This window comes from Streptomyces sp. NBC_01506 (assembly GCF_045040295.1).
Taxonomy (GTDB): Bacteria; Actinomycetota; Actinomycetes; order Streptomycetales; family Streptomycetaceae; genus Streptomyces.
This window is the reverse complement of the sequence record NZ_CP109422.1, coordinates 2,987,832-3,010,032: the sequence shown is the minus strand read 5'-3', so window position 1 is coordinate 3,010,032 and position 22,201 is coordinate 2,987,832. Positions and strand designations below refer to the sequence as shown.

Annotated in this window: 15 protein-coding genes; 12 read left to right on the top strand and 3 right to left on the bottom strand. The window is 71.4% G+C overall.

Features of this window, described 5'->3' with window-relative positions; genetic code table 11:
• Nucleotides 1–88 precede the first annotated feature (88 nt).
• Nucleotides 89–2,917: a lysylphosphatidylglycerol synthase domain-containing protein gene (locus OG329_RS12815; RefSeq protein ID WP_405794982.1), complete on the bottom strand. Its 2,829-nt coding sequence runs from the start codon at nt 2,915–2,917 to the stop codon at nt 89–91.
• 218 nt (nt 2,918–3,135) lie between these two features.
• On the opposite strand from OG329_RS12815, the gene OG329_RS12810 reads away from it, so the two are divergent.
• The 6 genes from OG329_RS12810 to nudC all read left to right on the top strand — a co-directional run bounded on the left by OG329_RS12810 (nt 3,136) and on the right by nudC (nt 14,397).
• Nucleotides 3,136–3,528 carry an MGMT family protein gene (locus OG329_RS12810; protein ID WP_405794980.1) on the top strand — a complete coding sequence of 131 codons (393 nt, stop codon included), beginning with the start codon at nt 3,136–3,138 and terminating at the stop codon, nt 3,526–3,528.
• Between the two features lie 260 nt (nt 3,529–3,788).
• A complete protein-coding gene (locus OG329_RS12805; RefSeq protein WP_405794978.1) occupies nt 3,789–7,193 on the top strand; it encodes an ATP-dependent helicase in 3,405 nt (1,134 codons plus the stop codon).
• 152 nt (nt 7,194–7,345) lie between these two features.
• Complete coding sequence (locus OG329_RS12800) at nt 7,346–8,176, top strand: hypothetical protein (protein ID WP_405794976.1); 831 nt, start codon at nt 7,346–7,348, stop codon at nt 8,174–8,176.
• Nucleotides 8,177–8,345: 169 nt separating this feature from the next.
• The gene (locus OG329_RS12795; RefSeq protein WP_405794974.1) at nt 8,346–11,993 is read left to right on the top strand and encodes a UvrD-helicase domain-containing protein; all 3,648 of its coding nucleotides are present in this window, start codon (nt 8,346–8,348) and stop codon (nt 11,991–11,993) included.
• A 9-nt stretch (nt 11,994–12,002) separates the two neighbouring features.
• A complete protein-coding gene (locus tag OG329_RS12790) occupies nt 12,003–13,409 on the top strand; it encodes a dipeptidase (protein WP_405794972.1) in 1,407 nt (468 codons plus the stop codon).
• 37 nt (nt 13,410–13,446) lie between these two features.
• A complete protein-coding gene (nudC, locus tag OG329_RS12785) occupies nt 13,447–14,397 on the top strand; it encodes an NAD(+) diphosphatase (RefSeq protein ID WP_405794970.1) in 951 nt (316 codons plus the stop codon).
• Between the two features lie 84 nt (nt 14,398–14,481).
• Here nudC and OG329_RS12780 read toward each other — a convergent pair whose 3' ends face one another.
• Entirely contained in the window at nt 14,482–14,724 is a 243-nt protein-coding gene (locus tag OG329_RS12780) for a mycoredoxin (protein ID WP_023538817.1), read from the bottom strand.
• A 151-nt stretch (nt 14,725–14,875) separates the two neighbouring features.
• On the opposite strand from OG329_RS12780, the gene OG329_RS12775 reads away from it, so the two are divergent.
• The 6 genes from OG329_RS12775 (at nt 14,876) to OG329_RS12750 (ending at nt 20,787) form a co-directional block, all read left to right on the top strand.
• Nucleotides 14,876–17,080, top strand: coding sequence for an ATP-dependent DNA helicase UvrD2 (locus tag OG329_RS12775; protein ID WP_405794968.1), 2,205 nt, complete (start codon nt 14,876–14,878; stop codon nt 17,078–17,080).
• 193 nt (nt 17,081–17,273) lie between these two features.
• On the top strand, nt 17,274–17,582 hold the full coding sequence (locus OG329_RS12770; protein WP_405801799.1) for a hypothetical protein: 309 nt from the start codon (nt 17,274–17,276) through the stop codon (nt 17,580–17,582).
• A gap of 173 nt (nt 17,583–17,755) precedes the next feature.
• The gene (locus OG329_RS12765) at nt 17,756–18,124 is read left to right on the top strand and encodes a WhiB family transcriptional regulator (protein WP_329035607.1); all 369 of its coding nucleotides are present in this window, start codon (nt 17,756–17,758) and stop codon (nt 18,122–18,124) included.
• Nucleotides 18,121–18,444 carry a hypothetical protein gene (locus OG329_RS12760; protein ID WP_405794965.1) on the top strand — a complete coding sequence of 108 codons (324 nt, stop codon included), beginning with the start codon at nt 18,121–18,123 and terminating at the stop codon, nt 18,442–18,444. The genes OG329_RS12765 and OG329_RS12760 overlap by 4 nt, the downstream gene beginning before the upstream one ends.
• Before the next feature lie 205 nt (nt 18,445–18,649).
• A protein-coding gene (locus OG329_RS12755) for an IS5 family transposase (protein WP_405793393.1) occupies nt 18,650–19,581 on the top strand; the annotation gives its coding sequence in 2 pieces (ribosomal slippage) (nt 18,650–19,063 and nt 19,066–19,581; 930 coding nt in all).
• Between the two features lie 180 nt (nt 19,582–19,761).
• Nucleotides 19,762–20,787, top strand: a complete 1,026-nt coding sequence (locus tag OG329_RS12750) for an IS630 family transposase (RefSeq protein WP_405801797.1) — start codon at nt 19,762–19,764, stop codon at nt 20,785–20,787.
• Here the strand turns inward: OG329_RS12750 and OG329_RS12745 are convergent.
• On the bottom strand, nt 20,784–22,178 hold the full coding sequence (locus tag OG329_RS12745; protein WP_405794964.1) for an ABC1 kinase family protein: 1,395 nt from the start codon (nt 22,176–22,178) through the stop codon (nt 20,784–20,786). The genes OG329_RS12750 and OG329_RS12745 overlap by 4 nt on opposite strands.
• Between the last annotated feature and the right edge of the window lie 23 nt (nt 22,179–22,201).

The following is a 22,201-nucleotide window of genomic DNA, read 5'->3' as shown; positions in this document are numbered from 1 at the left end:
CCGTCCCGGAAGCCGCCCTGGGAGCCGTCCTGGGAGCCTCGGGAGCTGTGCCGGATGCCGCGGGTCCGGGGCCGTGTCCCGGGCGGCGTCAGAGGGCTCCCTTGCGGGTGAGGTGGTTGAAGCAGATCCATCCGGGCAGCACCGGCAGCCACAGCGTCAGCGTCCGGAACAGGAGCACCGCGGGGACCGCGACCTCCGACGGCACGTGGCCCGTCACGACCAGGCCGACCGTCAGCGCCGTCTCGACGGCGCCCACACCGCCCGGCGTCGGCGCGGCCGACCCCAGCGCGTTGCCCGCCAGGAAGATGACGGCGACGGTCGCGTAGCTCAGCCCGTGACTGTCGCCGTCGAAGGCCCGCACGGACGCGTCCAGGCACATCACGAACAGACCGGTCAGCAGCAGCATGCCGCCGATGCCGGTGGCGAGCTTCATGGGCCGCTGGAGGACGTCGAGCATGCGCGGCACGACCCCCGCGAACAGCGAACGCAGCCGCGTCACCAGGAACTTGCGCAGGAACGGGATCGCCGTGACGACCAGCACCAGCACGGCGACCGTCAGCAGACCGGCGATCACCGTCCTGGACGGGGTGAGGGAGGCCGTCTTCTCCGTACCGGTGAGATAGCCGAAGGCGAGCAGCAGCAGGATGTGCGCGCCGAGCCCGAACAACTGCGAGGCGCCGACGCTGGCCACGGCGAGCCCCGGGCGTACGCCCGCGCGTTGCAGGAAGCGGGTGTTGAGCGCCACCCCGCCGACCGCCGCCGGGGCGACGATCTTGACGAAGGACCCGGCGACCTGCGCCACGACCGTACGCATGAAACCCACCCGCTCCGGCACGAAGCCGAGCAGGCTCATCGCGGCGGCGAAGTAGGTGAGCGAGGAGAACAGGACGGCCGCCGCCACCCAGCCCCAGTGCGCCTCCGCGAAGACCTTGCCGAAGTTGATACCGGCGAGCTGCGAGAGCAGGAAGTACGCGGCGACGGCGCCCGCGATGAAACTGAACAGCGTGCGCGGTCTGATCCGCTCGAGACGGACCGGTTCGACCGGTGCCTGCGGTCTGATGAGCAGCACCTGCGCCCGGATCTGGGAGAGCAGGTCCTCCTCCCGCGCCTCCTCCTGCGCTTCCCCCAGGGCCCGCTTCTCGGCCTGCTTCTCGGCGCGCAGCGATTTGCGGGCGGCCTTGCGTTCGGCGTCGGTGGCCGGTTCCTTCGCATGCGACGTACGGGAGCGCTTGGCCGCCTGAGACGCCTGGAGCACCGCCTGGCGCTCGCGCTCGGACCGCTCACGGGCGAGCCGGCGCAGCGTCGCGCGCGTGGAGCGGCTGAGCGCGATCGGCTGGAGCAGCGGCAGACAGTCGGCGACGGTGTCGGGGCCCAGGACGTGTACGGCGGCGGCCACCGCGCGTTCGGCGCCGATCCGCAGTCCGACCGTGGTGAGGAGCTGCGCGATGTCCATCCGCAGCACTATGTCGCCCGCGGCGATCTCACCGCCGCGCAGATCGGTGACGATCACCCGGCCGTCCCGGTCGACCAGCAGCGCGTCGCCGGTGAGCCTGCGGTGGGCGATACGGCGCGACTGGAGCGCCTTGACCTGTTCCCAGGCGCCGCGCACCAGCTCGTCGGTGATCTCGTCGTCCGGCAGCGAGTCCAGGGACCTGCCGCCCATGTGCTCGTACACCAGGATGACGGCGTCGGGGCCCAGCTCCGAAGTGGCGATCAGCTTGGGGGCGTTGGCGCCGGCGGCGATGGCGGCGTACGCGAGAAGCGCCTCTTGCTCCAGCGCCTGGCGCAGGGAGGGGATCGAGCGGCGGGTGCTGATGGAGCGCAGGGTGAGGCGCCGCCAGACTCGGTAGAAGAAGCCCTGCGCCTGCTGTTCTCGGTCGACGACGGTGACGTCCAGCGGTGGGCCCTCGTCGAGCGTCACCAGATAGCGACGGCCCCGTTCGCCCTGCTCGGCCGAGTCGCCGACATCCTCCGGCTCGGCGCGCATCGCGCTGACGGGGCGGAAACCCACATGGCGAAGACCCGCCATCAGTGTCTGGCCGGTGGGCCGTACGTTCGGCGAACCGACCGTGTAGAGCGTGCCGTACGCGACGGTCCAGCCGATCAGCACGGTGAGGATGATCGAGAACGGTGTCGTGTAGCCGGCGACCAGCATCGCGAACGCGTCGAGCAGCAGCACCACCCACAGGACCACGCGCCAGCGGGGTCTGCGGGCCATCCCGACGGCCGTCATATAGGCGATGACGGGCGCGAGATAGCCGTGTACGGGGTCGGTGAGCCCTTCGCCGGGCTGCGCGCGCGTCAGCGCGTCCTGGATGGAGCCGGGCGCCGCGCGGGCGACCCACAGATCGGTGGCGAGCGTCACACCGTGCGCGAGGACGGCGGCGAGCACGCCGTCGGCGATGCGCAGGCCGTCGCGTTTGATCAGCCGCTCGATCGCGAAGGCGACCGGGACGAGCAGCACGGCGATGCTGGAGATCAGGCCGGCGACCTTGACGAGCACGTCGGGGGCCTGGCCGGTGCCCTTGCTGATGTCCTGTTCCAGGCCGGACGTGGTGCCGTGGGCGAAGGCGGAGAGGCCGATGACGACGGCGATGGCGAGGACGCCGATGAGCAGGCGCAGGAGGTCGGAGGGGCGGTGCACGCGGGCGGCGAGCAGCGGCTCGTCACCGGCGAGCGGGTCGGCGTGGCTGCCGGGGGGGATGTCGCCGCTGTCGCTGTCGCTGTCGCTGTCGTTGTCGCTGTCGCCGTCGTCCGTGGTGTCCGCGGTGTGTGCGGTGTCCGCGGTGTCGGCTTCGGGGGTGGTGCCGGACTCGGCCTCGGCGCCGGTGTCCGCGCCGGTCTCCGCGCCGGTGTCGGGGGCCGATTCGGGGCGTGGCTCGGCGTCAGGGGTGCCGGCCACCGTCGGAGGCTGCACGCCCTGCTCCTTTGTCGAATCCGTGTCTTCTTGATCTCGTATCACCAGTCACCGCCCGGACGATGGTGGCACGCCAGGGTGACAGAGGGGGGTATCAGGGTGCATTGAGGAACACCGCGTCGACCGCGCCGAGCCCCTGGCGCGTGCCGCCGGGCCGGGCCGGGCGGTCGGGTGGACTGTCGGTGCCGTGCGGCAGGATGAGGCGGATGATGGGACGGATGAGGAGCGACGAGCCCGACGAGGTGTCCGGAGACCTGCCCGAGTACGCGGAGCGGGTGCTCGACGTCGCCGACCTGATCCCGCCGGGCCGCGTCATGGCGTACGGGGACGTGGCCGAGTGGCTGGGCGAGGGCGGCCCGCGCCAGGTCGGCCGGGTGATGGCGCTGTACGGCGAGACCGTGCCCTGGTGGCGTGTGGTCCGCTCGGACGGTGTGCTGCTGGTCGGCCATGAGCTGGGGGCCCTCGCCCACTACCGCGAGGAGGGCACCCCGCTGCGGGAGGCCCCGCGCAGCGCCGACGGCCATCTGCCGCGCCTCGATATGAGACGGGCGCGATGGGACGGCCGGCCGCCGGAAACGGGCGCTGATACGGGCGATGCTGCTCACATCTGACAGTTTCTGACATTCCGCTGCGTCGCGGGCGGTCCTGCGAGTCCGCTGAGGACCGTACGGATGACGACGAGGCGCGGCGACAGCGGCCAAAGTCGCGACCACCGCGACCACCGCGGTCGCTGTGCCCGTGAAGGCCGTCAGATCATCAGGCGGACTCCCCGCTTCCGTACCGCCCCTCGGCGTAGCCTCGTCAGCTCGCGGCACACACCCCCCAGAAAGCCCCGTCACCACCAGCACCCCCTCCAGGACCGGCGATCCACGTGAGCTCCTCCTCTTTCACCGGGCGTACCCCGCACCGTCGGGTACGGCAGCGGACCTCCGGTGCGTACCGACTGGTGCGCACGGCACCGGCTCCGGTGGATCCCCCTGTGCTGGACGCAGCGCAACGTCCGGTGGTTGACCACGACCGCGGACCGCTGCTCGTCCTCGCGGGTCCGGGCACGGGGAAGACGACCACGCTGGTCGAGAGCGTCGCCGCGCGGGTCGCGCGGGGCCTCGATCCGGATCGGATGCTCGTCCTGACCTTCAGCCGCAAGGCGGCCGTCGAACTGCGCGACCGTACGGCGGTCAGGCTGGGCGGCGCGCAGGGGCCGCAGGCGACCACGTTCCACTCCTTCTGTTACGCCCTGATCCGCGCCCACCAGGAGGCCGACCTCTTCACCGAACCGCTGCGGCTGCTGTCGGGACCGGAGCAGGACGTCGCCGTACGGGAACTGCTCGCCGGCCAGGTCGACCTGGAGCGCGAGGGGCTGGCGCACATCCGCTGGCCCGACGAGCTGCGGGCCTGCCTCACCACGCGCGGTTTCGCCGACGAGGTACGCGCGGTGCTCGCCCGCAGCCGTGAGCTGGGGCTCGGCCCGGACTCCCTGGCCGTCTTCGCGCGGCGCACGGGCCGCCCCGACTGGACGGCGGCGGCCTCCTTCCTCGCCGAGTATCTCGACGTCCTGGACATGCAGGGCGTCCTCGACTACGCCGAACTGGTCCACCGGGCCGTGCTCCTCGCCGAACGCCCTCAGGTCGCCGCCCAACTGGCCGACCGGTACGACGCGGTGTTCGTCGACGAGTACCAGGACACCGACCCGGCGCAGGTCCGACTGCTCAGGGCGCTGGCCGGGAACGGCCGCACGCTGGTCGCCTTCGGCGACCCGGACCAGTCGATCTACGCGTTCCGGGGCGCCGACGTGAACGGCATCCTCGACTTCCCGGACGCCTTCCCGCGCGCCGACGGACGGCCGGCCCCGGTGGAGGTCCTGACGACCTCCCGGCGTTCGGGAGGGGGCCTGCTCGCCGCGAGCAGACTGCTGACCCGCCGGATGCCGCTCAACCGGCTGCCGGCCGAGAAGGTGCGGGCGCACCGCGAGCTGGCGGCGGTCCGCGAGGGCGGCCGGGTCGAGACGTACACGTATCCGACCGCTTCGACCGAGCTGGAGAACATCGCCGACATCCTGCGGCGCGCGCATCTTGAAGAAGGCGTGCCGTGGAGCGAGATGGCGGTGCTGGTACGGGCCGGCGGCCGGACCATCCCGGCCGTCCGGCGGGCTCTCACCTCGGCTGGCGTGCCCCTGGAGATCGACGGCGACGATGTGCCGCTGCGTCATGAACCGGCGGTGTCACCGCTGCTGACGGCGCTGCGCGCGGTCGCGACTGCGGCGGTGGGGTCGGTGGGGCCGGTGGGGCCGGCGCGGGGAGAGTCGGAGCCCGAGGCGGAGGCCGACGGGGGCACCGACACCGAAACGGACACCGAAGCGGACGGTGGCACCGGCACCGGCACCGGCACGCGGATCGAGGGCCGCCGGCTCGACGTCGAGACCGCGCTCGCGCTGCTCACCTCGCCCCTCGGCGGCATGGACGCCGCCGACCTCCGCCGCCTCGGCCGGGCCCTGCGCGACGAGGAGCGGGCCGCCGGGAACCGCGTACCGCCGCCCTCAGACACCCTCCTGGCCCGCGCCCTCGCCGAACCGCAGCGGCTCGTCGCACACGACCCCGCCCACGCGCGCGGCGCGCAGCAGCTCGGCGCGCTCCTCGCCAAGGCACGTGACCTGCTGGCGGGCGGCGGCACCGCCGAGGAGGCGCTGTGGGAGCTGTGGAACGGCACCCGCTGGCCCGAGCGGCTGAGGCTGTCGGCGCTGCGGGGCGGTGCCGGAGGCCGTAACGCCGACCGGGACCTGGACGCCGTATGCGCCCTGTTCGACGCCGCGGCCCGAGCCGAGGAACGCACCGGTGGGCGTGGTGCCCTCAACTTCCTTGAGGAGATCGACGCGCAGGACATCGCCGCCGACACACTCGGCGGCAGGGCGGTACGGCCCGACGCCGTGCGTCTCATGACCGCGCACCGCTCCAAGGGGCTGGAGTGGCGGCTCGTCGTCGTCGCCGGGGTACAGGAGGGGCTGTGGCCGGACCTGCGCCGGCGCGGCTCTCTTCTGGAGGCGGACAGGATCGGCCGCGACGGTCTGGCCGAACCCCTCACTCCCGGCGCCCTCCTTACCGAGGAGCGGCGTCTGTTCTACGTGGCGGCGACCCGCGCCCGCGAACGGCTCGTCGTCACCGCGGTCAAGGCCCCCGCCGACGACGGTGACCAGCCGTCCCGCTTCCTCACCGAGCTGGGCGCCGACCCCAAGGACGTCACCGGCCGGCCACGCCGTCCGCTCGCCGTCGCCGCGCTCGTGGCCGAGCTGCGCGCCACGACCGTCGACCCGAAGGCGGCGCCCGCGATGCGTGACGCGGCGGCCCGCAGGCTCGCCCGGCTCGCCGCGCTCCGCGACGAGGAGGACCAGCCGCTCGTCCCCGCCGCCCACCCCCACCGCTGGTGGGGGCTGTACGAGCCGACGCACAGCGCCGTGCCCCTGCGCGACAGGGACAAGCCCGTCGCGCTCTCCGGCAGCGCGCTGGACCAGCTCGCCAACACCTGTGCGCTCCAGTGGTTCCTCGGGCGTGAGGTCAAGGCGGACGAGCTGTCCACCGCCGCCCAGGGCTTCGGCAACGTCGTCCATGTCCTGGCCGACGAGGTGGCCTCCGGCCGTACCCCAGCCGACCTCGACGTCCTCATGGAGCGCCTGGACTCCGTCTGGGACGCCCTCGCCTTCGACGCGCCCTGGAAGTCCCAGCAGGAGAAGCAGCACGCGCGCGTGGCGCTGGAGCGCTTCCTGCGCTGGCATGTGATGGACCGCGCGGGGCGCACACCGGCGGCCACCGAGCACTCCTTCGACGTCACCCTTGAGGCGGGGGCGTACGAGGTACGGATCCGGGGCTCCATGGACCGCGTGGAGCAGGACGCCCAAGGACGCGCCTACGTGGTCGACTTCAAGACCGGCAAAGCGGCTCCTACCAAAGAGGAGGTCGCGCACCACCCTCAGCTCGCGGTGTACCAGCTCGCCGTGGGGGAGGGCGCGGTGGACGAGGTCTTCGACGGGCGGCGGCCGGAGCCGGGCGGCGCCGAACTCGTACAACTGCGGCAGCCCGCGGCCAAGAAGGAGGGCGGCGAGGATCTGCCCAAGATCCAGGCGCAGGAACCGCTCGCCGGGGAGTGGGTCGGCGATCTGCTCGCGACGGCGGCCGGGCGCGTACTGGACGAACGCTTCACCCCCAGCGCCGGCCAGCACTGCGCGCACTGCTCCTTCCGCGCGTCGTGCAGCGCGCAGCCGGAGGGCCGGCAGATCGTGGAGTGAGTGCCCCTCCCGGATGAATCCCCTCGTGCACATGCACCCTTCGCGGCTCGTCACATGACCGGAAAGGGAACGGCACGCAGGCACGGAGTGCGAGACGTGTCAGACGTCGGCACACGTGCCGGAGGTGCCGGATGTGCGAGGAGAGACGACAGATGACCGCGATGAAGCGGAAGTTCCCGAAGGCGGCGCTGGTGAGTGCGATCACGGTGGCCGCTCTGGCGGGCTGTTCCACCGGCGGTGGCACCAAGGTGGCGCAGGGCGCGGTCGACAAGGAGGCGGGGGCCGCCGCGAAGCAGGCGGTCGCGCCGTCGTCAGGAGCGCCGTCGGCCGATCCCTTCGCGGGCCTCGGCGCCGAGGAGATCGCCCGTGAGTCCGTGACCGCGACGAAGGGCGCGAAGTCCCTGCGGCTGACGGCGCAGGGCACGGACGGCGGCCACCGCGTCAAGGTCGACTTCTCGCTGGACGAGCGGGGCACCTGCGCCGGGGGGCTGCGCCGCGACGACAGCGAGGCCGAGTTCACCGTGGTGGACGGCGTCACCTACCTCAAGGGCGACGACGAGTTCTGGCGGTCGATCAGCTCCGCCGGGAGCGCCGGGAACGGCGGGAACGACGAACTGGTCCAGCTCCTGAGGGGCAAGTGGCTCAAGATCCCCGCAGGGGGAGACGCCGCCGGGCGCGCGCTGGGCGGCGCGTGCGATCTGGACGCGATGCTCGACCGCCTGGACACCGCCGAGACCAAGGGCGTGACCAGGGGCGCCGCCGCCGAGGTCGACGGCCGCAAGGCGGTGACTCTGGTGAAGAGTGAGGACGGCCTGACGCGTACGACGTTCGTGGCGGCCGAAGGGGCGCCGTATTTGCTGAAGTCGGTCAGCGAGGGCGGCCGGAACCCGGGCACGGTCCTCTTCGGGGACTTCGGCGTGCCGGTGAAGGCGACGGCGCCGCCCGCCGCCGAGGTCGTCGACCTGGGGGACGTCCAGCGGTAGGGCCGAGCCCTCGGTCGCAGGGGCCGGCCATCGGCCCGGCTTCCGAGGCCGTGGGGGACCGCCGGCGACGGTGACGTACGGCACCCAACAGCCGTACCGTCCCGATCTGTCGGATCTGTCGGATCTATCCGTCGTTCCGCTGTCAGTGGTCCCCGATAGCCTCTCTGAAGTGTCCGCACGTATCACCGACCCCGCGCAGCTCAACGAACTCCTCGGCATCCCGTTCACTACGGAGCAGACGGCGTGCATCACCGCACCGCCCGCCCCGCAGGTGATCGTCGCCGGGGCGGGCTCCGGCAAGACGACGGTGATGGCCGCGCGCGTGGTGTGGCTGGTGGGCACCGGCCAGGTGGCTCCCGAGCAGGTCCTCGGCCTCACCTTCACCAACAAGGCCGCGGGTGAACTGGCCGAGCGGGTCCGCAAGGCGCTCGTACGGGCCGGGGTGACCGATCCCGACCTGCTCGACCAGGAGAACCCTCCGGGCGAGCCGCGCATCTCCACGTACCACGCGTTCGCCGGACAACTCCTCACCGACCACGGCCTGCGGATAGGGCTGGAGCCGACCGCCCGGCTGCTGGCCGACGCCACGCGCTACCAACTCGCCGCGCGGGTGCTGAAAGAGGCCCCCGGCCCGTATCCCGCCCTCACCCGATCGTTCCCCGCCCTGGTCAGCGATCTGCTGGCCCTCGACGCCGAACTCGCCGAACATCTCGTGCCGACCGGTGAACTCGCCGCGTACGACACCGAACTGCTGCGCACCCTCGAAGGTGCCCGGCTCACCAACGCCGACCTGCGCAAGGTGCCCGAGACCGCCACCGCCCGCCGTGAACTGCTCGATCTGGTCGGTCGCTACCGCGCGGCCAAGAGCGCCCGCGACCTGCTCGACTTCGGCGACCAGATCGCGCTCTCGGCCCAACTGGCCCTCACCCGGCCCGAGGTCGGCCGCATCCTGCGCGACGAGTTCCGCGTCGTGCTGCTCGACGAGTACCAGGACACGTCGGTCGCCCAACGTCTCCTCCTTTCAGGTCTCTTCGGCGCCGGCACCGGCCACGCCGTGACGGCGGTCGGCGACCCCTGCCAGGCGATCTACGGCTGGCGCGGCGCCTCCGTCGCCAACCTGGACGACTTCCCCTCCCACTTCCCGTACGGCGACGGCAGCCCGGCCGCCCGCTACTCGCTCAGCGAGAACCGCCGCAGCGGCGGCCGACTGCTCGACCTCGCCAACGGCCTCGCCGGGCCGCTGCGCGCCATGCACGAGGGCGTGGAGGCGCTGCGGCCCGCGCCAGGCGCCGAGCGCGACGGCATCGTGCGCTGTGCCCTCCTGCGTACCCATGCCGAGGAGTTGGACTGGCTCGCCGACTCCGTCGCCCATCTGGTGCGCACGGGCAAGGAGCCCGCCGAGATCGCGGTGCTGTGCCGCACCGCCGCCGACTTCCCCGCGATCCACAGCGCGCTCGTCGCCCGCGACGTGCCCGTGGAGGTCGTCGGCCTGGCCGGGCTACTCCATCTCCCGGAGGTCGCCGACCTCGTGGCGATGTGCGAGGTCCTTCAGGACCCGGGCGCCAACGCCTCCTTGGTACGGCTGCTCACCGGCCCGCGCTGGCGCATCGGCCCCCGCGATCTCGCGCTCCTCGGCCGCCGCGCCCGACTGCTGGTGCACCGCGCGAACGGCGCCTTCGGCGACGAGTTGGCCGACGCCGACGAACGGCTGGCGGCGGCGGTCGAGGGCACCGACCCCGCCGAGGTGATATCGCTCGCCGACGCGCTCGACACCTTCCTGGGGTCGGCCGGCGGCAAGGACGACGGCCTGCCGTTCTCGGCCGCCGCGCGTGTCCGGTTCGCCCGGCTCGCGGCCGAACTGCGCGATCTGCGCCGCTCGTTGGCCGACCCGCTGATGGACGTCCTGCACCGGGTCCTCGCCACCACCGGCCTCGAGGTCGAACTCTCCGCATCGCCGCACGCACTGGCCGCGCGGCGGCGCGAGACCCTGGGCAACTTCCTCGACACGGCCGCCTCTTTCGCGGCGCTCGACGGGGACGCCACACTCCTCGCCTTCCTCGCCTTCCTCAGGACGGCGGCGCAGTACGAGAAGGGCCTGGACAACGCCCTGCCCGGCGGCGAGAACACGGTGAAGGTCCTCACCGCGCACAAGTCCAAGGGCCTGGAGTGGGACGTCGTGGCCGTCCCCGGGCTGGTCACCGGACAGTTCCCCAACAGCAAGGCGCGCGAGGCCTGGACGTCCCAGTCGAAGGTCCTGCCGCACGCCCTGCGCGGCGACGCCCCGACGCTCCCGGACGTCCCGGAGTGGGACGCCAAGGGCCTCAAGGCGTTCAAGGACGAGATGCGCACCCATCAGCACACGGAGGAACTGCGCCTCGGTTACGTGACGTTCACCCGTCCGCGCTCACTGCTGCTGGGCTCGGGCCACTGGTGGGGCCCGACCCAGAAGCGGGCCCGTGGCCCCTCGGACTTCCTGCACGCTCTGTACGAACACTGCGCGGCGGGCTTCGGCGAGATCGAGGTGTGGGCCGAGGAGCCACCGGAGTCGGAGGAGAATCCCGCGCTGCTCACGGCGGACACGGCGCGGGCGTGGCCGCTCCCGCTGGACCCTGAGTCGCTGGCCCGCCGCCGCGCGGCGGGGGACACGGTCCTGGCGTATCTGGACGCCCTGACGGCCTCCGTCGGGGCGGGGAACGCGCCGTACGACGAACCTCCTACGGAAGAGGACGCCCCTGAGGAGGACGCACCGCCGCCGGAGGACGACGCGTACGGCGATCTGGCGGACTGGGACGACTGGGCGACGGGACGCGGGCACACGCAGCACGCGCGGACCCCGGAGACCGTGGAGCACCCGCCGGAGGCAGGGGCAGGGGCAGAGGTAGAGGTAGAGGCACAGGCACAGGCGGCGGACGTGGCGGCTGCGGATGCCCCGGCCGGTCCCGTCGCGCGCCTGCCCAACCCCCGACCACCGGCCGAAGCGGACCACCTCACCATCGAGGAGCGCCGCACCCTCGCCTCCTGGGACCGGGACCTCGACGCCCTCTCCGGAGAGCTGCTGCGCGCCCGCGCACGCGTCCATGACGTCCCCGTACCGCCGTCGCTGTCCGCCTCACAACTGCTGCGTCTCGCCGCCGACCCAGACGGCTTCGCGCAGGAGCTGGCCCGCCCCATGCCCCGTCCGCCGCAGCGCGCCGCACGCCGCGGCACCCGGTTCCACGCCTGGGTGGAGTCGCGGTTCGAGGAGCTGCCGCTCCCGATGCTCGGCCCCGACGAACTGCCCGGCGGAGCCGCGGACGAGCCGGAGATCGCCGACGAACGTGACCTGGCAGCCCTCAAGGAGGCGTTCGACCGCACCTCGTACGCCCGGCGCACGCCGTACCGCGTCGAGGCGCCGTTCCAGCTCACCCTCGCCGGCCGCGTGATCCGGGGCCGTATCGACGCGGTGTACCGCGACGTCGACCCGGTGACAGACACCGTCACGTACGAGATCGTCGACTGGAAGACCAGCCGCGGCCGTACCGCCGATCCGCTCCAGCTCGCGGTCTACCGGCTGGCCTGGGCCGAGCGGCACGGCATCGCGCCGGAGGCGGTCACGGCCACCTTCCTCTACGTACGCAGCGGCGAGGCCGTACGCCCCGATGGCCTGCCCGGCCGCACCGAACTGGAACGCATCCTCCTGTACGGGACGGACCACGACAGCGACGACGGCACCGACGACGGCACCGACCGCACCTCCGCGCCCGCCGCTGGCGAACACATGCCAGAACGGGATCCCGAACGGGGAACGGCAGACAAGGCCACCCCCGCAGCCGGATAGGCTCGAAGTATGAGCGAGACCCCGGACAGCGCCGTCCGTACGCACACCCGTGACTACATCGAGTCCCACCGCGCGGCTTTCCTCGACGACCTCGCCGAGTGGCTGCGCATCCCGTCCGTATCGGCGCAACCCGACCATGAAGCGGACGTACGGCGCAGCGCCGACTGGCTCGCGGCGAAACTTCGCGAGACCGGCTTCCCGGTCGCGGAGATCTGGGACACCCCCGGCGCCCCCGCCGTCTTCGCCGAGTGGCCGTCCGACGACCCGAAAGCCCCGGTCGTGCTGGTCTACGGCCATCACGACGTACAGCCCGCGGCCGTCGAGGACGGCTGGCGGACCGATCCCTTCGAGCCCGTCGTCCAGGACGGCCGGCTCTACGCGCGCGGTGCCGCCGACGACAAGGGGCAGGTGTTCTTCCACACACTCGGCGTCCGGGCCCATCTCGACGCCACCGGCCGCGACAGCCCCGCCGTCCATCTGAAACTGCTGGTCGAGGGCGAGGAGGAGTCCGGCTCACCGCACTTCCGGGCGCTGGTCGAGCAGCGGGCCGCCCGCCTCGCCGCCGACGCCGTGATCGTCTCCGACACCGGCATGTGGTCCGCGGACACCCCCACCGTCTGCACCGGGATGCGCGGCCTGGTGGAGTGCGAGGTGGAGCTGTACGGCCCCGACCAGGACATCCACTCCGGCTCGTTCGGCGGCGCCGTGCCCAACCCCGCCACCGTCGCCGCCCGCCTCGTGGCCGCGCTGCACGACGCCGACGAGCGGGTCACCGTGCCCGGCTTCTACGACGGCGTCGCGCCGCTCACCGACGCCGAGCGCGCGCTCATCGCCGAACTGCCCTTCGACGAGGGCGCGTGGCTGCGTACGGCCAAGTCGCACGGCACACTCGGCGAGGCGGGCTACTCCACGCTCGAGCGTGTCTGGGCCCGCCCCACCGCCGAGGTCAACGGCATGGGCGGCGGCTATCAGGGCCCCGGCGGCAAGACGATCATCCCGTCGTCCGCCCGGCTGAAACTCTCCTTCCGGCTCGTCGCCGGCCAGGACCCGGACCGGATCGAGCGCGCCGTCGGTAACTGGATCGACGCCAGGATCCCGGCCGGTATCCGCCACAAGACCACCTTCGCCGGGGCCACCCGCCCCTGTCTGACCCCGCTGGACCATCCCGCGCTCCAGTCGGTCGTACGGGCCATGGGACGGGCCTTCGACCAGAAGATCCGCTTCACCCGCGAAGGCGGCTCGGGACCGGCCGCCGACCTCCAGGACGTGCTCGGCGCACCCGTGCTGTTCCTGGGCATCTCCGTACCGTCCGACGGCTGGCACGCGCCCGACGAGAAGGTCGAGATCGACCTCCTTATGAAGGGCGTGGAGACGACCGCCTACCTGTGGAGCGATCTCGCCGCCGCCCTTCGCTGAACAGACACCCATCCATCCGGGGGAGTTGGAAGTACCAGTGAGCACCACCACCAGCGACGGAGACACCGCCGCACACCGGCCGATCGTCCTCACCTCCAACAGCGGCATCGACCGGGCCGCACACCACCGCCTCGACGAGGCGTGGCTGGCCGCCGCGTGGAGCCACCCGACGACGCGGGTCTTCGTGGTCTCGGCCGGTCAGGTACTGATAGACGACACCCCGGACGGCCGCACCGAACTCGTCATGACCCCGTCGTTCGAGGCGCCCCTGACCGAGACGCACCGCTACTTCCTCGGTACGGACGACGACGGAGTCAGCTACTTCGCACTCCAGAAGGACACCCTGCCGGGCCGCATGGACCAGTCGGCGCGCCCCGCGGGGCTGCGCGAGGCCGGGGTGCTGCTCTCCCCGCGCGACGCGGGCCTGATGGTCCACGCGGTCGCGCTGGAGAACTGGCAGCGGCTGCACCGCTTCTGCTCCCGCTGCGGCGAGCGCACGGTGATCGCGGCGGCCGGCCATATCCGCCGCTGCCCGGCGTGCGGCGCCGAGCACTATCCCCGTACCGACCCCGCCGTGATCATGCTCGTCACCGACGAGCAGGACCGCGCGCTCCTCGGCCGTCAGGTGCACTGGCCGGAGGGCCGGTTCTCGACGCTGGCGGGCTTCGTGGAGCCGGGGGAGTCGATCGAACAGTCCGTGGCCCGCGAGGTGTTCGAGGAGGCGGGCATCACGGTTGGCGCCGTCGAGTACGTCGCGAGCCAGCCGTGGCCGTTCCCCTCCAGTCTGATGCTGGGCTTCATGGCCCGCGCCACGTCTTCCGAGATCGAGGTGGACGGCGACGAGATCCAGGAGGCGCGCTGGTTCTCGCGCGACGACCTGCGGACCGCGATCGAGTCGGGCGAGGTCCTTCCGCCGTCCGGCATCTCGATCGCGGCGCGGCTCACGGAGCTGTGGTACGGAAAGCCGCTGCCGAAGCCGCTGAACTGACGGGAACACACCGGAACACGCCGCGACGCGCAGGAGCCCCCGCCGACCGGCGGGGGCTCCTGCGCGTCGGCCGGGCCCGTGGGCTCAGGCGCCGACCTTCTGCTTGACCTGCGCGAGAGACGGATTCGTCAGCGTCGACCCGTCGTCGAAGAGCAGGGTCGGCACCGTCTGATTGCCGCCGTTCGCCTTCTCGACGAACGCCGCCGAATCCGGGTCCTGCTCGATGTTGATCTCGGTGTACGCGATGCCTTCGCGGTCCATCTGGCCCTTGAGCCGACGGCAGTATCCGCACCATGTGGTGCTGTACATCGTCACGGTCCCCGGCATGTCTTCTCGCGCTCCTCTGGCAGGCTCGAAATGTCTTCGCTGACAGGAGAACGTACGTGACCTGGCCACCATTCCCGCACTTGTACGACCAACGTGACTCCCCTGTGGACAAGTGCGGCACCAGCCTCACGGGACCTGGCAGCATGGCGGGGTGACAGCAGCAACGCACTCCCCACTCTTCCCGCAGGATTCCGACGGCAGCCAGATCGTGGCGCCGCCGCGCGACGCAGACGCGGTGCTCGACGGGCTCGACCCCGAGCAGCGCGAGGTCGCGACGGCGCTGCACGGTCCGGTATGCGTGCTGGCCGGTGCCGGCACGGGCAAGACGCGCGCGATCACCCACCGGATCGCGTACGGCGTGCGGGCCGGGATCCTCCAGCCCGCCAGCGTCCTCGCCGTCACCTTCACCAACCGGGCGGCGGGGGAGATGCGAGGGCGGCTGCGCCAGCTCGGCTCCGGCGGTGTCCAGGCGCGTACGTTCCACTCGGCGGCGCTGCGCCAGCTCCAGTACTTCTGGCCCAAGGTGGTCGGCGGCGAGCTGCCCCGGCTCCTCGAGCGCAAGGTGCAGTTGGTCGCGGAGTCGGCGGCCCGCTGCCGGATCCGGCTCGACCGCAACGAGCTGAGGGATGTCACCGGCGAGATCGAGTGGGCCAAGGTCACCCAGACCGTGCCCGCCGACTATCCGGCCGCCGTCGCCAAGTCCCACCGCGACGCCCCGCGCGACCCGGCGGAAATCGGCCAGATCTACGCGATGTACGAGCAGTTGAAGCGCGACAGGTCGGTGATCGACTTCGAAGACGTCCTGCTGCTCACGGTCGGCATCCTCCAGGACCGGCACGACATCGCCGAGCAGATCCGCGGTCAGTACCAGCACTTCGTGGTGGACGAGTATCAGGACGTGAGCCCGCTCCAGCAGCGGCTCCTCGAGCTGTGGATGGGCGACCGGGAGAATCTGTGCGTCGTCGGCGACGCCAGCCAGACGATCTACTCGTTCACCGGCGCCACCCCGGACCATCTGCTGAACTTCCGCACCCGCCATCCCAGCGCGAAGATGGTGAAGCTGGTCCGTGACTACCGCTCCACCCCCCAGGTCGTGCACCTGGCCAACGGCCTGCTGAATCAAGCCAGGGGCCGCGCCGCCGAGCACCGGCTGGAACTGATCTCCCAGCGCGACGCGGGCCCCGAGCCCGTCTACTCGGAGTACGCGGACGAGCCGGCCGAGGCCGAGGGCACCGCGCGCCGTATCCGCGATCTCATCGCGGCGGGTGTCCCGGCCGGCGAGATCGCCGTGCTGTACCGGATCAACGCCCAGTCGGAGGTCTACGAACAGGCGCTCGCCGACGCCGGGGTGCCCTACCAACTCCGCGGCGCGGAGCGGTTCTTCGAGCGCCAGGAGGTACGGGAGGCGGGCGCGGCCCTGCGCGGCGCGGCCCGCTTCGGCGGCAACGATTCCCTGCTGGACGATGTCGTGGATCTGCCGTCCCAGGTGCGGGCCGTGCTCTCCACCAAGGGCTGGACCACCGAGCCGCCCACCGGCTCGGGCGCCGTGCGCGACCGCTGGGAGTCGCTGGCCGCCCTCGTCCGTCTCGCCGAGGACTTCGTACGGGCCAAGCCCGAGGCGACCCTCGGCGATCTGGTGGCCGAGCTGGACGAGCGCGCCGCCGCCCAGCACGCCCCGACCGTCCAGGGAGTCACCCTCGCCTCGCTCCACGCGGCCAAGGGCCTGGAGTGGGACGCCGTTTTCCTGGTCGGCCTGACCGAGGGCATGATGCCGATCACCTACGCCAAGACCGACGAGCAGGTCGAGGAGGAGCGCAGGCTCCTGTACGTGGGGGTCACCCGCGCGCGGCTGCACATCTCCCTGTCGTGGGCGCTCTCCAGGGCCCCCGGCGGCCGGGCCTCCCGACGCCCCACCCGCTTCCTGAGCGGCCTTCGGCCGGGCTCCTCGGCCCCTGGAACTCGCGGTGCGGGCGCGGCGGCGGCCGGCGGTGCCGGCGAGCGCGGTGGCCGGCGCAAGCGGCGCGGCCCGGTGCTGTGCCGCGTCTGCGGGACGACGCTGACGGACGCGGGCGAGATGAAGCTGATGCGCTGCGAGGGCTGCCCCTCGGACATGGACGAGGCGCTGTACGAGCGGCTGCGCGAGTGGCGCTCCGACCAGGCGAAACAACTGGGCCAGCCCGCGTACTGCGTGTTCACCGACAAGACGCTGATGGCGATCGCCGAGTCCGTGCCGGGCGACGACGGTGAGCTGTCCAGGATCTCCGGGGTCGGCGGCCGCAAGCTGGAGCGGTTCGGAGCCGATGTCCTCGCCATCTGTGCAGGTGAGGAGCTTGCCGGGGACGACGAGGACGACTGATGAAAACTCATCGAAAAAATAGTTTGCGCCCGCCCCGCGAATCACCATAGGTTCTTAACCACGGGAACAGCGGGCTTCTCCAAGACCCTGTCCCCATGTTCTACTTGTCCGAAGTGGTATCCGGATTTCGATACGCCGAGAGGAGGCGATTCCAGTGATCAGCATCACCAGCAACTTCGTGCGCACCGTCAAAATGACCGATCGCTCGGTCGTCTCCGCCTGCTCGTTCGACGTTTCGCTGTCCGGACTGCTCGCCACTGATGGATCTTCGTTCATCGCCACCGGTCTCTCCGGAGTCAACGCCGGCCGGACCAACCCCGTGGCACTTCCTGTCACGGGCGGCAATGAGCGACCGAGCAAGGCACTGGCGGCAGAAGTAGCAGCGGCAGAGGCCAAGGCCTATGCGATCGCGGCAGCCGGTGCGGAAGCGAAGAAGCAGACGAAGCAGCACCACACGATGTGGGCCTTCCGTGGGCCTGACCCCTGGAGTGATCCAGCCTGATTCACCATCAGGCCGGCGCCTTCAGGGCCGCGGAACCCCACCCGGGATCCGCGGCCCTTCTGTTTGTCCCGAACGGGACGGGCGGAGCGAAGGGGCCTCGGGAAGAGAACCACCCCGGTACCAGCCGACACCTGGCCAACAGGCCGGACCGACCAGACGAGGAAGACACCACCGTGCAACTCGAAGCGCACGCCCCGTCCGTACCGCCTTCCGAAACGATCACCCCGCCCGGCCTCACGGAGGACTCCACCTTGACCCCGCTCACCGCGCTCACCGCGCTCGACGACGCCATCGAGAACCTCGGCGTACCCGTTCCGTGCCGTGCCTACGACCCGGAGGTCTTCTTCGCGGAGTCCCCGGCCGACGTCGAGTACGCCAAGTCCCTCTGCCGCACCTGCCCGCTGATGGAGGCATGCCTCGCCGGCGCCAAGGAGCGGCGTGAGCCGTGGGGTGTCTGGGGCGGCGAGCTGTTCATCCAGGGTGTGGTCGTTGCCCGCAAGCGGCCGCGTGGCCGTCCGCGCAAGAACCCGGTCGCGGCATGAACGCCACCGGCACCATCGACCGCCCTTTCACGCACGATCCCAAGAAGCAGGCTCTGATGACCTCTTCCCTGCGTGAGCCGTCCGGCTCCGCGACCACAGCCGTCAGTACCACCGGCGCGAGCGACTCGCGCCAGAACAGGACCCGCGAGATGCAACTCATCCCAGAAGCCATGGCACGCGCGCATATGACCGAGCGCCTGCGTGAAGCCGACGCGGAACGCCAGGCCGTGCGCCTGGTCGCCGCTCGGCGGATGCAGCGCCGTGCCGAGCGCGTGTCGATGCGCGCCCGCCGTGCGCTGGCCATGGCGGTCATGCACTGACCACCACCGGCCGGGCGCGACAGCGCGACAGGCTCCGAGTAAGTGCCCTTGATGCGGGGGCCGGTCCTCAAGGACCGGCCCCCGCGGCGCGTTCGCCACGTGGCCGACCGGGCACGTGCCCGTGTGCTGTCCTCAAGCGCCGGACGGCCTAGGACTTGTCCGGCCGATCATGTGACTGGTTCATGTCCGGGTCGTTGGTGTGGGCATGGGGCGGGGTGATCTGAGTGATGCCGAGTGGGAACGGCTGCGGCCGTTCCTGCCAGTCAGCAACGGGCGTTGTGGCAGGTGGCGGGACCATCGGCAGGTGATCGACGGGATCCTGCACCGGGTCCGGACCGGTGTTCAGTGGCGTGACCTGCCCGAACGGTTCGGCCCGTGGAAGACCGTCTACGAACGGCACCGGCTGTGGTCGGGCGACGGGACGTGGGAGCGTCTGCTCCAGCATGTCCAGGCCGCCGCGGATGCGGCGGGTGAGATCGACTGGGACATCTCGGTCGACTCCACCATCGTGCGGGCTCATCAGCACGCGGCCGGCGCCCGCACCGACCCGCCGCCGGCACCCGCCTCAAAGGGGGGCGACGGTCCAGAACACCAGGGCGAAACCGCCTGGCAGAGTCTGCACGCCCGCCTGGTGGAGGTGGTGCGGGAGGTGAGGGCCTGGGCCGCTCACGCGGCGGGTTCACCACCAAGCTCCACCTGAGCGCAGACGGCCGCTGCCGCCCGCTGTCCCTGATCGTCACACCAGGTCAGGGAGCGGACTGCACCCAGTTCAAGCCGGTCCTGGAGAAGATCCGCATCCCGAAGACCGGGCCTGGCAGGCCCCGCAAGACGCCTGACAGCGTCGCGGCCGACAAGGCTTACAGCAACGGGCCGTGCCGCGAATACCTGAGGCGTCGCGGTATCCGGCACACAATCCCGGAGAAGACCGACAGCCAGGCCGCCCGCCTGCGCAAAGGCTCACGCGGCGGACGGCCACCGGGCTTCGACGAAGACCGGTACAGGAAACGCAACACCGTCGAACGGGCCATCAACCGCCTCAAGCAGCACCGGGCGGTCGCCACCCGCTACGACAAACGCCGCTACGTCTACCTCGGCACCGCAACCGCCGCAGCCCTCACCATCTGGCTCCGAACATGATCGACCGGACACCCCCTAGTGATCTGGTTGTGAGTTCGTTGGGCACCACGTGAGTCGCTTTGCGCACCAATTCGCGGGTTCGGCTGACGGGTGCCGGTGGGCTTCGGTCTGCTGTCGGTTGTGGGTGACAGCAGGCTGGAGCCGTTGGTCCTGAGTGAGGCCGAGCGGCAGGTGTTGAGTATGTGGGTCAAGCGCCGGACGACCGCGCAGGGTCTGGCCCTGCGGGCGCGGATCGTGCTGGCGTGTGCGGAGGGCGGGCCGAACCTGGCGGTCGCGGCCCGGCTGGGGGTGAACCGGGGCACGGTCGCGAAATGGCGGACCCGGTTCCTGCGGGACCGGCTCGACGGGCTCGCTGATGAGCCTCGGCCCGGGGTACCGCGGAGCATCACCGATGCCCAGGTCGAAGAGGTGGTGGTCCGCACCCTGGAGCAGACACCCGAAGGCGGGACGCACTGGTCGAAGCGGGAACTGGCCAGGGCCGTGGGGATCTCCCCCGCGAGTGTGCTGCGGATCTGGCACGCTTTCGGTCTGCAGCCGTGGCGGACCGAGACCTTCAAGATCTCCCCGGATCCGTTCCTGATCGACAAGGTCCGTGACGTCGTCGGCCTCTGTCTCGCCCCGCCGGCCAACGCGGCTGTCTTCGCGGTGGACGAGAAACCGCAGATCCAGGCCCTTGAACGGACCGCGCCGGTGCTGCCCATGATTCCGGGAGTGCCCGAGCGGCGGAGTTTCGACTACGTCCGGCACGGCACCGTCGATCTGTTCGCCGCGTTGAACACCGCGACGGGCAAGGTGATCACGAAACTGTCCGCGCAGCACCGTGCCGTGGACTTCCGCGACTTCCTCGACGAGATCGACCGCCAGACGGAACCTGGCCTGGCGGTCCACGTGATCTGCGACAACCTCTCCGCCCACAAAGCACCGGTGGTGCACAAGTGGCTGATCGCGCACCCCCGCTTCCACCTGCACTTCACCCCCACCTACTCGTCATGGATCAACCAGGTCGAGCGGTGGTTCGCCGAGCTGGAACGACGCTGCCTCGAACGCGGTGTGTTCTGCTCCCTCGACGACCTCAAGGCCGCACTGGAGAACTGGACCAAGGTCTGGAACGACGAAGCCCGGCCATTCAAGTGGACCAAGACCGCCGATCAGATCCTCGACCGGATCTGCCGCTACTGCTCACGCATCTCCGAACCAGATCACTAGGCGCCTGCCTCCGCCTCGGCCTCCTCCTCGTACGCGTACTCCTGCGGCAGGAAGCCGGGCAGCCACTCCTCCAGCTCGTCGCGCAGCCGCACCGTGGCGTTCAACTGGCACAGCACTCCGATCGTGCTCAGCGTGACGCGATGTATCAGCAGATAGGCGGGCGGCAGATTCAACTGCTTCCCCAACTGGTGGGCCGGGGACCGCGGGTCGCCGATCCGCGCCGCCTGGGTACGCATCCAGCCGCGGCTGAAGGTGAACTCCTCCGCCTCCGCCGGCTCGATGATCGGCACCAGATACTCCAGCACCGCGTCCGGGTCGAGATCGATCGACTCCTTGACGAACCCCTCCGCGCGCAGCAGTTCGTACACCGCCTCGGCGTCACCCTCCAGCGTCAGCCGCAGCGACTCACCGATCGTCTCGGGCAGCCCGCCCGGCAGCCGGTCCACCGTGCCGAAGTCCAGCACACCGAGCCGCAGTTCACCCTCGGCCTCCATACCGTCGTCCCCGGCGTCGGCCGGCGGCAGCAGCCGGAAGTTGCCCGGATGCGGATCCGCGTGCAGCAGTCCCGTACGGGCCGGGCCCGAGAAGAGGAAACGCGCCAGCAGTTGGCCCGCGCGGTCGCGCTGCTCGTCGGTGCCGTCGGCGATCACGTCCGCCATCGGCATGCCGTCCATCCACTCCGTGACCAGCACCTGGTCACACTGGTGCACCACGTCCGGCACCACCACGTCGGGATCGTCCGCGAACTCCGCCGCGTGCTCCCGCTGGGCCTGTGCCTCCAACTCGTAGTCCAGCTCCTCCGACACCCGGTCGCGCAACTCGGTGATCAGAGGCTTGACGTCCATGCCCGGGATCAGCGGACCCAGCAGCCGGGCGAACCGGCTGAGCTGCGCCAGGTCGGACAGCAGCGCCTCACCGGCACCCGGGTACTGGACCTTGACGGCCACCTTCCGCCCGTCGTGCCACACCGCCCGGTGCACCTGCCCGATCGAGGCGGCGGCCGACGGCTTCTCCTCGAACTCCAGGAACAGCTCGCGCCACTCCTCACCGAGCCGCTCCGCCAGGACCTTGCGCACCGTGCTGGTGGGCATCGGAGGGGCCGCCTCCTGGAGCTTGGTGAGCGCCGCCCGATACGGCCCCGCCACCTCCTCGGGCAGCGCGGACTCGAAGACGGACAGCGCCTGGCCGAACTTCATGGCCCCGCCCTTGAGCTCGCCGAGCACCTTGAAAAGCTGGTCCGCCGTGCGCTGCTGGAGCTCGCGGCCCACGATCTCGGCGGACTTGCCGCCGATCCGCTTGCCCAGGCCCCAGGTGGCACGGCCGGCGAAGCCCAGTGGCAGCGCGGCCAACTTGGCAGTTCGGGTGACCGCCTTCCGGGGAAGATCAGACATACGCCCCTCCAATTCCCAGACAG

What these genes read in the sequence shown, in the direction of transcription:
- OG329_RS12810 (WP_405794980.1), top strand. Translation starts at nt 3,136, where the DNA reads ATGAGGAGCGACGAGCCCGACGAGGTGTCCGGAGACCTGCCCGAGTAC.
- OG329_RS12800 (WP_405794976.1), top strand. Translation starts at nt 7,346, where the DNA reads ATGACCGCGATGAAGCGGAAGTTCCCGAAGGCGGCGCTGGTGAGTGCG.
- OG329_RS12790 (WP_405794972.1), top strand. Translation starts at nt 12,003, where the DNA reads ATGAGCGAGACCCCGGACAGCGCCGTCCGTACGCACACCCGTGACTAC.
- OG329_RS12780 (WP_023538817.1), bottom strand. Translation starts at nt 14,724, where the DNA reads ATGCCGGGGACCGTGACGATGTACAGCACCACATGGTGCGGATACTGC.
- OG329_RS12770 (WP_405801799.1), top strand. Translation starts at nt 17,274, where the DNA reads ATGACCGATCGCTCGGTCGTCTCCGCCTGCTCGTTCGACGTTTCGCTG.
- OG329_RS12760 (WP_405794965.1), top strand. Translation starts at nt 18,121, where the DNA reads ATGAACGCCACCGGCACCATCGACCGCCCTTTCACGCACGATCCCAAG.
- OG329_RS12750 (WP_405801797.1), top strand. Translation starts at nt 19,762, where the DNA reads ATGTGGGTCAAGCGCCGGACGACCGCGCAGGGTCTGGCCCTGCGGGCG.
- OG329_RS12745 (WP_405794964.1), bottom strand. Translation starts at nt 22,178, where the DNA reads ATGTCTGATCTTCCCCGGAAGGCGGTCACCCGAACTGCCAAGTTGGCC.